This window comes from Actinomadura sp. 7K534, from assembly GCF_004348575.1.
Taxonomy (GTDB): Bacteria; Actinomycetota; Actinomycetes; order Streptosporangiales; family Streptosporangiaceae; genus Spirillospora; species Spirillospora livida.
The window spans coordinates 1-8,941 of record NZ_SMKB01000275.1; the positions used below are offsets into that span (position 1 = coordinate 1).

7 protein-coding genes and 1 pseudogene are annotated in these 8,941 nt (G+C 74.0%); 2 read left to right on the forward strand and 6 right to left on the reverse strand.

The window, feature by feature from the left end; genetic code table 11:
* The 3 genes and pseudogenes from E1266_RS32350 to E1266_RS40050 form a co-directional block, all read right to left on the reverse strand.
* Nucleotides 1-659: pseudogene (locus E1266_RS32350) on the reverse strand (branched-chain amino acid ABC transporter permease); the annotation flags it as partial.
* Nucleotides 652-1,542: a branched-chain amino acid ABC transporter permease gene (locus E1266_RS32355; RefSeq protein ID WP_132053591.1), complete on the reverse strand. Its 891-nt coding sequence runs from the start codon at nucleotides 1,540-1,542 to the stop codon at nucleotides 652-654. The pseudogene E1266_RS32350 and the gene E1266_RS32355, both read right to left, overlap by 8 nt.
* Before the next feature lie 34 nt (nucleotides 1,543-1,576).
* Nucleotides 1,577-3,202, reverse strand: coding sequence for an ATP-binding cassette domain-containing protein (locus tag E1266_RS40050; protein WP_132053593.1), 1,626 nt, complete (start codon nucleotides 3,200-3,202; stop codon nucleotides 1,577-1,579).
* Nucleotides 3,203-3,333: 131 nt separating this feature from the next.
* Between E1266_RS40050 and dacB the strand changes: the two genes are divergently transcribed.
* Nucleotides 3,334-4,860: a D-alanyl-D-alanine carboxypeptidase/D-alanyl-D-alanine-endopeptidase gene (dacB, locus tag E1266_RS32365; RefSeq protein ID WP_132053595.1), complete on the forward strand. Its 1,527-nt coding sequence runs from the start codon at nucleotides 3,334-3,336 to the stop codon at nucleotides 4,858-4,860.
* On the opposite strand, the gene E1266_RS32370 is transcribed toward dacB, so the two are convergent.
* The 3 genes from E1266_RS32370 to E1266_RS32380 form a co-directional block, all read right to left on the reverse strand.
* Nucleotides 4,857-5,897: an oxidoreductase family protein gene (locus tag E1266_RS32370; protein ID WP_132053597.1), complete on the reverse strand. Its 1,041-nt coding sequence runs from the start codon at nucleotides 5,895-5,897 to the stop codon at nucleotides 4,857-4,859. The two genes, dacB and E1266_RS32370, sit on opposite strands and share 4 nt — an antisense overlap.
* Nucleotides 5,894-6,973 (reverse strand): TIGR03857 family LLM class F420-dependent oxidoreductase, encoded by a 1,080-nt coding sequence (locus E1266_RS32375; RefSeq protein ID WP_132053599.1) that lies wholly within the window; start codon nucleotides 6,971-6,973, stop codon nucleotides 5,894-5,896. Before E1266_RS32375 ends, E1266_RS32370 begins: the two co-directional genes overlap by 4 nt.
* A gap of 73 nt (nucleotides 6,974-7,046) precedes the next feature.
* Nucleotides 7,047-7,682, reverse strand: coding sequence for a TetR/AcrR family transcriptional regulator (locus tag E1266_RS32380; protein ID WP_132053600.1), 636 nt, complete (start codon nucleotides 7,680-7,682; stop codon nucleotides 7,047-7,049).
* Nucleotides 7,683-7,826: 144 nt separating this feature from the next.
* Between E1266_RS32380 and E1266_RS32385 the strand changes: the two genes are divergently transcribed.
* On the forward strand, nucleotides 7,827-8,918 hold the full coding sequence (locus E1266_RS32385; RefSeq protein ID WP_132053602.1) for a hypothetical protein: 1,092 nt from the start codon (nucleotides 7,827-7,829) through the stop codon (nucleotides 8,916-8,918).
* The last annotated feature ends 23 nt before the right edge of the window (nucleotides 8,919-8,941 follow it).

The window sequence follows — 8,941 nt, forward strand, 5'->3', positions numbered from 1 at the left end:
GCCTTGATGCCCCGGCCGCAGTAGGCGGCGAACAGCGCGACGGCGAGGAACAGGTACCAGAGGCGGTGCAGCTCGCCGAACGGCGTCCCGAGCACCGCCAGGTAGTCGGGGTTCTCGTCGCTGAAGCTGAAGCCGGGCACCGCGAACGCCTCGACGGTGCGCCCGTTGTAGCCGCCGGTGACGTCCTCGGCGTTGAGCCAGACGTGCCGGCCGAGGAACACGAGGCCGAGCGAGGCGAGGCCGAGGTAGATGCCGCGCAGCCGTCCGGCGATGGGGCTGAACGCCGCGCCCGCCGCTCCCGCCACCACCGCGGCCGCGAGCAGGGCCGCCACCGGGGGCAGTCCGAACCCGGACATCCCGTCCTCCCGCTCCCCGGCGAGGAGGGTGTAGGTGTAGGCGCCGACGCCGAGGAAGAACGCGTGGCCGAGCGACAGCTGCCCGGCGACGCCGACGAGCAGGGTGAGGCCGATCGCCCCGACCACGGCGGCCATCGCGAACAGCCCCGCCTGCAGCCAGAAGTCGGTGAGCCACAGCGGGCCGGCGACCGCGGTGAGCAGCAGCACGGCGCCGGCGGCACGCGGCGGCGAACCGAGCCGGAGGGGCGGGATCAGCCGGAGCGGCGAGTTGAGCCGGAGGGACGCGGCGGGCCGGTCAGACACGGATGGCCTCCTTCTGTCCGAACAGCCCGTGCGGGCGCAGCAGCAGGACGAGCACCATCACCGCGTAGGGGACGACCTCGCCGAACCCGCCGCCGAGGAAGTGCAGCTCGGACTCGTAGCCGATCGCGAGCGCCTGCGCGACCCCGATGACGAGGCCGCCGGCGACCGCGCCCGGCACCGAGTCGAAGCCGCCCAGCACCCACGCGGGGATCGCGGCGAACGCGACGATGGAGACGCCGGGCTCGACGCCGGGCGTCGGGTAGGAGGTCAGGAACACCCCCGCGACGGCGGCCAGCGCGCCGGCCAGCCCCCACCCGACCGCACTCGTGCGGCTGAGCCGGATGCCCATCAGCGACGCGGTGTCGGGGTCGGCCGCCGCCGCGCGCATCGCGAGCCCCCAGTCGGTGCGGGCGGCGAGCGCGCCGAGCGCGGCGAACAGCACCAGCGCCGTGCCCGCGGCGATCGCCCGGGACGCCGGCAGGCTCACCCCCGCCGCGCTGACGACCGACGCCCCCCACGGGGCGCCGATGTCGAGGACGTCGTTGCCGATCTGCCTGGTCAGCTCGGTGAGCAGCAGGATGTCCACGCCGATCGTCAGGATCGCGAGCACGCCCGGGTCGTGCTCGGCGACCCGCCGCACCAGCAGCGTGTTGATCAGCGCGGCGACGAGGGCCGCACCCGCCACCCCGGCGGCGAGCGCGCCCCAGAAGCCGAGTTCCGGGTGGAGCCGGGCGACGAGGTAGGCGCCCAGCAGGAGCACCGAGCCGTGCGCGAAGTTCAGCACACCGGTGGACTTGAACACGACCACGAACCCCACCGCGATCAGCCCGAGCACGAGGCCGAGCGACACGCCGTTGACCAGCTGGGTCAGCAGGTAGCTCATGGGGCGCGTACTCCGTCCCTGATGCGGCCGTGCCTCATGCGGCCTCCGACCCGAGGTAGGCCCGCAGGACCTCCGGGTCGCGCTGCACCTCGGCGGGGGTGCCGTCCGCGATGCGCCGGCCGAAGTCGAGGACGGTGACGCGCTCGGCGAGGCCCATCACGAACGGCATGTCGTGCTCGACGAGGAGGATCGAGATCCCGAGTTCGCGCCGGACCTCCGCGATCGTCGCGGCCATCTCGGCGGACTCGGCGGGGTTCATGCCGGCGACCGGCTCGTCCAGGAGCAGCAGGGTCGGCTCGGCGCACAGGGCGCGGCCCAGCTCGACCCGCTTGCGGTCGCCGTAGGAGAGGGCGTGCACGGACCGGCCGAGCAGGGCGGTGAGGCCGAGCAGCTCGGCGACCCGCTCCGCCCGGGCGCGGTGCTCGCGGTCCTCCCGGCGGGCGCGGGGCAGGCCCAGCGCGCCGCCGAGCACGCCGGAGCGCATCAGGCGGTGCCGCCCGGTGAGGAGGTTGTCGGCGACGGTGGCGTCCAGGGAGAGCGAGATGTTCTGGAAGGTCCGCGCGACGCCGAGGCCGGCGATCTGGTCGGCGCGCAGCCCGGTGAGCGTCCGGTCGCCGTAGCGGACGGTGCCGGCGGCGACCCGGTACGCCCCGCCGAGGACGTTGATGCACGTCGACTTGCCGGCGCCGTTCGGGCCGATGAGGGCGTGCACGGTGCCCGGCTCGATCTCGAAGGAGACGTCGGCGAGCGCGGTGACGCCGCCGAAACGGACCGTCACCCCGTCGACCTTCAGCGCCTCGGCGCGCACGGCCGCCGCCGGCCCCGGGGGCACGGTGTCCGGCGGCTCCCGGTCGTCGTCCGGCCCCGGACCGGCGGTGGACGCGGTGCCCGCGCCGAGGTAGCGGCCGCGGATCTCGTCGCTGCCGGCCAGGACCCCGGCCGGGCCGGACGCGGCCACCCTCCCGACTTCGAGCACGTAGGCGCTGTCCGCCACCCGCAGCCCCATGACGGCGTTCTGCTCGATCAGCAGGACCGCCGTGCCCTGCTGGTTGATCTCCGTGACGATCTCGCCGATCCGCGCGACGAGCTGCGGCGCGAGGCCGAGGGACGGCTCGTCCAGGAGGAGCAGCCGGGGCCGGCTCATCAGCCCGCGGCCGATGGCGAGCATCTGCTGCTGGCCCCCGGACAGCAGCCCGGCCCGCTCCCGGCGGCGCTCGGCCAGATCGGGGAAGAGCTCGTAGATCCCCTGGAGCGCCGCGCTCCTGATGCGCGGCGCCGCGGTGAGGCCGCCGGCCCGCAGGTTCTCCTCCACCGTGAGGTCCCGGAACACGCGCCTGCCCTCGGGGACCTGCGCGATGCCGGCCCGCACGATCTCCGCGGCGGGCAGGCCGCGGACGTCGCGGCCGTCGAGGCGGATCGTCCCCGCGGTGACGGCGCCGCCGGCGGAACCGAGCGTCCCGGAGATCGCGCGCAAGAGGGTCGTCTTCCCGGCGCCGTTGCCGCCGAGGACGGCGACCACGCCCCGGCGCGGGACCTGCAGCGACACCCCGCGCAGGGCACGTACCGCGCCGTTGTAGCCGACGTCGAGGCCGTCGACGTCCAGCAGCGGAGCCCCGGGCGCGGGAACGGCCTCCCGGGCGGATCCGGATCCGGTGCGCATGGGGCCTTCCCTTCAACGCGGGGCAAAGGGACGCTTACCTCGACAGCGACGAACGCTAGACAAACTTTTGTCGCGCGTCAAGAGTTGATCATATGATTCTGTGATCGCGGTCACCCGCGTAGACTCGCGACATGATCAAGAGCGCCGGGATCGCCCTGCTACTGGGCGGCGGCATGGCGCTGGGCGGCGCCACCGCCCTCCCCGCCCACGCCGCTCCGCCCGGGGACCTGGCGGCGGACCTGGACGCGATCCTGCGGGACGAGCGCCTCCAGGGCGCAGCGATAGGCGTGACCGTCAGGGACGCCAGGACCGGCGAAACCCTCTACGACCGCGACGCCGACGCGCCGCGGACCCCGGCCTCGAACAACAAGCTGCAGACCGCGGCGGCCGCGTTCGGCATCCTCGGCCCCGGATACCGGTTCCGCACGACGGTGAGCGTCAAGGGCGGCGACCTCTACCTCACCGGCACCGGCGACACGACCATGCGGGCCGCCGAGTACGACCGGCTGGCCGCGGCCGTCGCCGCCAAGGGCATCACCAGGGTCAGGGGCGACCTCGTCGCCGACGACACCTGGTTCGACGCCCGGCGGACCCCGGCCGACTGGGACCCCACCGACCTCCAGTACGCCTACGCGGCGCAGACGTCCGCGCTGACCGTCTCGCCCAACGACGACTTCGACGCCGGCTCGGTCGAGATCTCACTCGCTCCCGCCGCCCGGCAGGGGCGGCCGGTCCGGGTCGGGCTGACCCCCGACACGGACGTGGTGAAGATCGACAACCGGGCCGTCACCGGCGCGCCCGGGTCCGCGTCCACGCTCGTGGTCGACCGGGGCAACGGCACCAACACGATCGTCATCACCGGCTCCCACCCGGCGGGCGCGGCGCCCACCAGCGTCCTGCGGACCGTCGAGGAGCCGACGCTGTTCGCGGCGGACGTCTTCCGCAAGGCGCTCAAGGCGCACGGCGTCCGGGTGGCCGGAGCCACCGAGCGCGGCCGGACACCCGCGGACGCCCGGACGGTGGCCACCCGGACCTCGATGCCCCTGGCCCGGCTCGCCGTACCGTTCCTCAAGCTCAGCAACAACGTCATGGCCGAGACCCTCGTCAAGGCCATCGGCCGCGAGACTCAGCGCAAGGGCACCTGGGAGGCCGGACTGCCCGCCGTCACCGCCGAACTCCGGCGCCTCGGCGTCGACACGTCGCAGGTGACCATGACGGACGGATCGGGCCTCTCGCGCGGCAACCGCACGACGGCCGCACAACTCGGCACGCTGCTGCGGAACGTCCGGAAGCGCCCCTGGTTCCCCGCCTGGCACGCCGCGCTGCCCATCGCCGGGGAGCCCGGCCCGATGACCGGCGGCACGCTCGCGAACCGCATGCGCGGCACCGCCGCCGCCGGGAACGTCCGCGCCAAGACCGGCACGCTGACGGGCGTCACCGCACTGTCCGGCTACGTGCGCGACCCGGCCGGCCGCACCCTGATCTTCTCCAGCGTCTTCAACGGCTACTCCGGCGGCGCCCCGAAGGACATCGAAGACAAGATCGCCATACGCCTCGCCACCGGCGACACCGACACGTCCCGCACCACCCTGCACAACATGGACCGCACCGACGGCGGCGACCTCGAACCCACTTGGCTCAACGGCCGCCTGCCCTAGACCGGGCGCCGGCGGCCGGCATCGTCACGGCGTGGGGGATCCAGGTCGCGGATGGTGGTGCAGGCTCGGGTGGCCATGGTTAGGAACATAGTGTCGCCGCGGTCGGTGGGGGTGCCGTAGGCGCAGCCCAGGACGGTGATGAGGGGGCCCTGCAGTAGGGCGAAGCGGTAGTCGTCCCAGCAGAGGTCTAGCGGGTAGTCGCTGACGCCGTGGGCGAGGAGGGCCTCGTGGTATCGGGCCACGAGGTCGCGTTCGTGGGTGCGGCGGTCGTCGGTGGTGAGGCTGGTGGCCAGGAAGTAGGACAGGTCGCGGGCGGGCAGGCCGATGGTCAGGGTCTGCCAGTCGACGGTGGTCGGGGGGTCGCCGTCCGGCGGGAACAGGATGTTGTCCAGGCGGTAGTCGCCGTGGACGAGGCCGAAGCGTTCGGAGCGGGCGACGAGCCAGGGGCCGATGGTGTCGGTGGTCCGGCGCAGGGTGTCCCGGTCGGCGGGGTGGAGGCGGTCGCCGAAGCGGTCGATGAAGGTCTCGACGGCGGGGGCGTAGACCTCGGCCAGGGTGTCCGCGTCGGCGGCGGTGTTGTGGTGGAGGCCCTCGATGCCGAGCAGGGAGTCGTCGCACCAGCGGGGGCCGTGCAGGCCCGCCAGGGCGGTCATGCAGGCGGCGGCCCGGCGGGGCGGGCAGCCGGCCAGCTGGTCGCCCTGGGCCGCCGGGGAGAGGTCCTCCAGGAGGAGGGCGAAGTCGAAGGTTTCGGGGTCGATCGCGGCGTGGTGGCAGCGCGGGGTGCGGATCGCGACGGTCGGGGCGATGTCGCGGTAGAAGAGGACCTCGGTGCGGTAGGCGCCGCCGAGGAGGGCGCGGGCGGCGGGGTCGGCGGCGGGCAGCTTGGCCACCAGGCGGCCGGGGACGCCGTCACCGTTCACGGTCAGCCGGAAGCACGCGCCGATCTGCCCGGTGCCGACGGGCTCGGCGGCCACCTCGTCGACCCGGGAGCCCAGGAGGCCGCCGAGCCAGGCGGGGGTGAGGTCCGCCGGCGTCACCGGGCGCGGCCCGGGTTGCGGGGAAGGGCCGCGAGGCCGGCCGGGCGGACGCGGCGGTAGGCGTCGAGGACCGGGGCGAGTTCGGCGGGGGTCGCGCCGTGCAGGATGACGCCGTCGGCGCCCGCGTCGAACTGGTCGAGGACTCGGGCCGCGCAGTCGTCGGGCGTGCCGGTCGCGGAGGCGGCGAGCCACTCGTCCGGGATCAGCCCGGCGACGTGCCGCAGGTCGGCGGCCGTGCCGATCACGTCGAAGGCGCCGGGGTAGCCGGAGACGAGGTCGTCGGCGCGGAAGCGGGCGAGGACGGCGGGGTCCCAGCCGTTGACGCGGACCAGCAGGTCCCCGTAGCCCTGCAGGTAGGTGGCCAGGCGGCCGACGAGCTTGCGCAGCCGCAGCTCCTCGTCCAGGTGGTCGCCGACGGTGGCCAGCACCGACCACACCCGGACGGACGCGGGATCTCGGCCCGCTTCGGCCGCCCCGCGGCGGATGGTCTCGACGGATTTCGCGAGCGTCTCGTCGGTGAAGAAGGTGTGCAGGACGACGCCGTCGGCGACGCGCCCGGCGAACTCCAGGGTCCGCTCCCCCATCGCGGTGAGGATGATCGGGATGTCCTCGTCGAAGGAGGGGTCCTGGCTGAGGTACGGGAAGTTCCCCGCGGGCCCGTCGTGGCCGGCGACCGCCTCGCCGCGCCAGAGCCGGCGCAGGATGCCGATGGCGTCCTCCATCTGCGCGCTGGTGACGCGCGGCAGGCCCATGACGTCGAAGAGCATGTCGAACCCGCGGCCGAGCCCGAGCGCGAAGCGCCCGCCGGAGAGGCGGTGCATGGTCGTCGCGAGGGTCGCGGTCAGCAGGGGGTGGCGGGTGTTGTGGTTGGTGGCGGCGGTGGCGATGCCGATCCGCTCCCCGGCCGCGGCGGCGGCCCCGGAGAGCACGGCCGCCTCCTTGGTCGTGAACCGCTCGGACAGGAAGACCGAGCCGAGCCCCAGGCGCTCGCCCTCGGCGACCTCGGCGATCAGGTCCCGGGGCGTGGCCGAGTGCCCGGCCAGTCCGTAGAAGCCCAGTTCTGGGAGGTCGTCCATGGGCGGTCCCTCGGGTAGGGGGCGGCCCGGCCGCCGCGCGATACGCGGACTCTAGTCTGGACAGTTGTCCAGATCAAGGCGGCGGCGGAGGCACGCCGTAGACCGTCAGCCAGATCGAGCGGGCGAGGGTGCGGGCGACCCGCTCGTCCCCCGGGCCCTCGTCATGGCGGCAGCGCGCCTGGATGGCCTGCTCCACCATCCCCGTGAGCACCTGGGCCGTCGTCGGGACGTCCATTTCGGGATCGACGGTCCCCGCCCGCTGCTCGGCGTCGAGCCTGTCCCGGACGACGTCGGTGAACCGGCGCCTCCGGTCGCGCCAGAAGGCCGCGACGTCCGGGTCGTAGCCGGCGACCTCGGACAGGGCGGCCAGGACCCGGCGGTGCTCGCGGTAGGCGGCGATCATCTGGCGCATGGCGTGCGCGACGCCCGCCGTGCCGTCCGCGTGGTCGGCCCGCCACCAGGTGACGGCCTCCCCGAACAGCGCCTCGACCGCCTCCTCCGCAAGCGCGATGAGCAACCGGCTCTTGTCGGGAAAGTGCAGGTAGAAGGTGGAACGTGCCACGTCGGCACGCTCGGCGATGCGCTGGACGGGCAGCTCGGTGTACGGGGTGCCGTCGGCCATCATCTCGGCGGCCGTCCGCAGCACGCGGTGCCGGACGTCCTCGCGCCGTTCCCGCACCTTGCGGCGGGGCCGTGTGGTGGAGGCCATGGCTGGCAGCGTACCCGCGCGCGGCCGTCGTCGGACAGTGTGTCGACACAGTGCTTGACAGCGTCCGCCGACCGAATCACACTCGGTCCACGGCTCCACGCCAGGGGCCGGACGTCACGGGGGGCTCGGCCGAGGAGGCTCAACGTGGTACGTCACGACACCGTCCGCCGGAATCTCGCCGCCCTGCTCGCGCTGGTCATGGCCGCCACCTGCGCGGTGGCCGCCGCGTCCGGCCCGGCGGCGCGCGCCGAGGGCGGGGACGGTCCCGGCTCGTGGATCCCGCGCACCGACATCACCCGCTCCGACCTCACCCAGGTGCCCGGCAAGCTCGCCGAGCCCTCCGACGACGGCCCGCATCCGGGCTCGGCCACCGAGTGGTGGTACACGCACGTCATGGATCCGGCGACGAAGCGGACGTTCATCGCGATGCTGTTCACCGAGCCGGTCCCGACCGCGCTGATCTTCTGGTATCCGGAGGAGGGGCAGAAGCTCGTGCTGCCGGAGCCCGCCTTCGACGTGACGGCGTCGGACGGCCCCGTCGTCCGCAGCAGCGCCGGCGACCTGGTCTACGACGAGGAGCGCGGCGCCTACCACCTGACGTGGCACGGGCTCTTCGCCAAGGCCGACATCTGGTTCGACAACGCCCTGCCCGGCGTGACCGGCGGCCCGATCGAGTACGACAACGGCCAGACGATGTACTGGACGTCGCCCGTCGCCACCAGCCACGTCAAGGGGTGGCTCCAGCCGCCCGGGTCGTCCCGGATCAGCGTGGACGGCTGGCGCGGCTACCACGACCACAACTGGGGCGACTTCAACGTCCTGGACCAGAGCTACTCCGGCTGGGAATGGGGCGTCTCCCACGAGCCGGACGGCACGGCCACCCTGCTCGGCGGCGTGGTGAAGGGCGACGGCACCTGGCAGGGCGTCGTGGGCCGGGTCACGCACGAGGAGACCTACGGCTGCATGAGCGAGATCGAGCTTTCCGGGTGGCGGGTGTCCGGCCTGTTCTCCTACCCGGAGACCACGACGCTGACCTGCGACTCGTCCAAGCTCGCGACACCCGAGGGCCTCACCGAGGAACGGCCGGGGCTGGAGCGGAGCTTCCACGTCGTCGACCCGTTCATCCTGGACGTCGGCCTCCTGGCCCTGCCCGAGTCGCTGGGCCGCACCGTCCCCGGCTCGATCGGCCTCATCGAGCACATCCGGACACTGATGGCGCGGCTGCCCCGTTCCTGACCCGCGCCCCTACCGCCCGCACC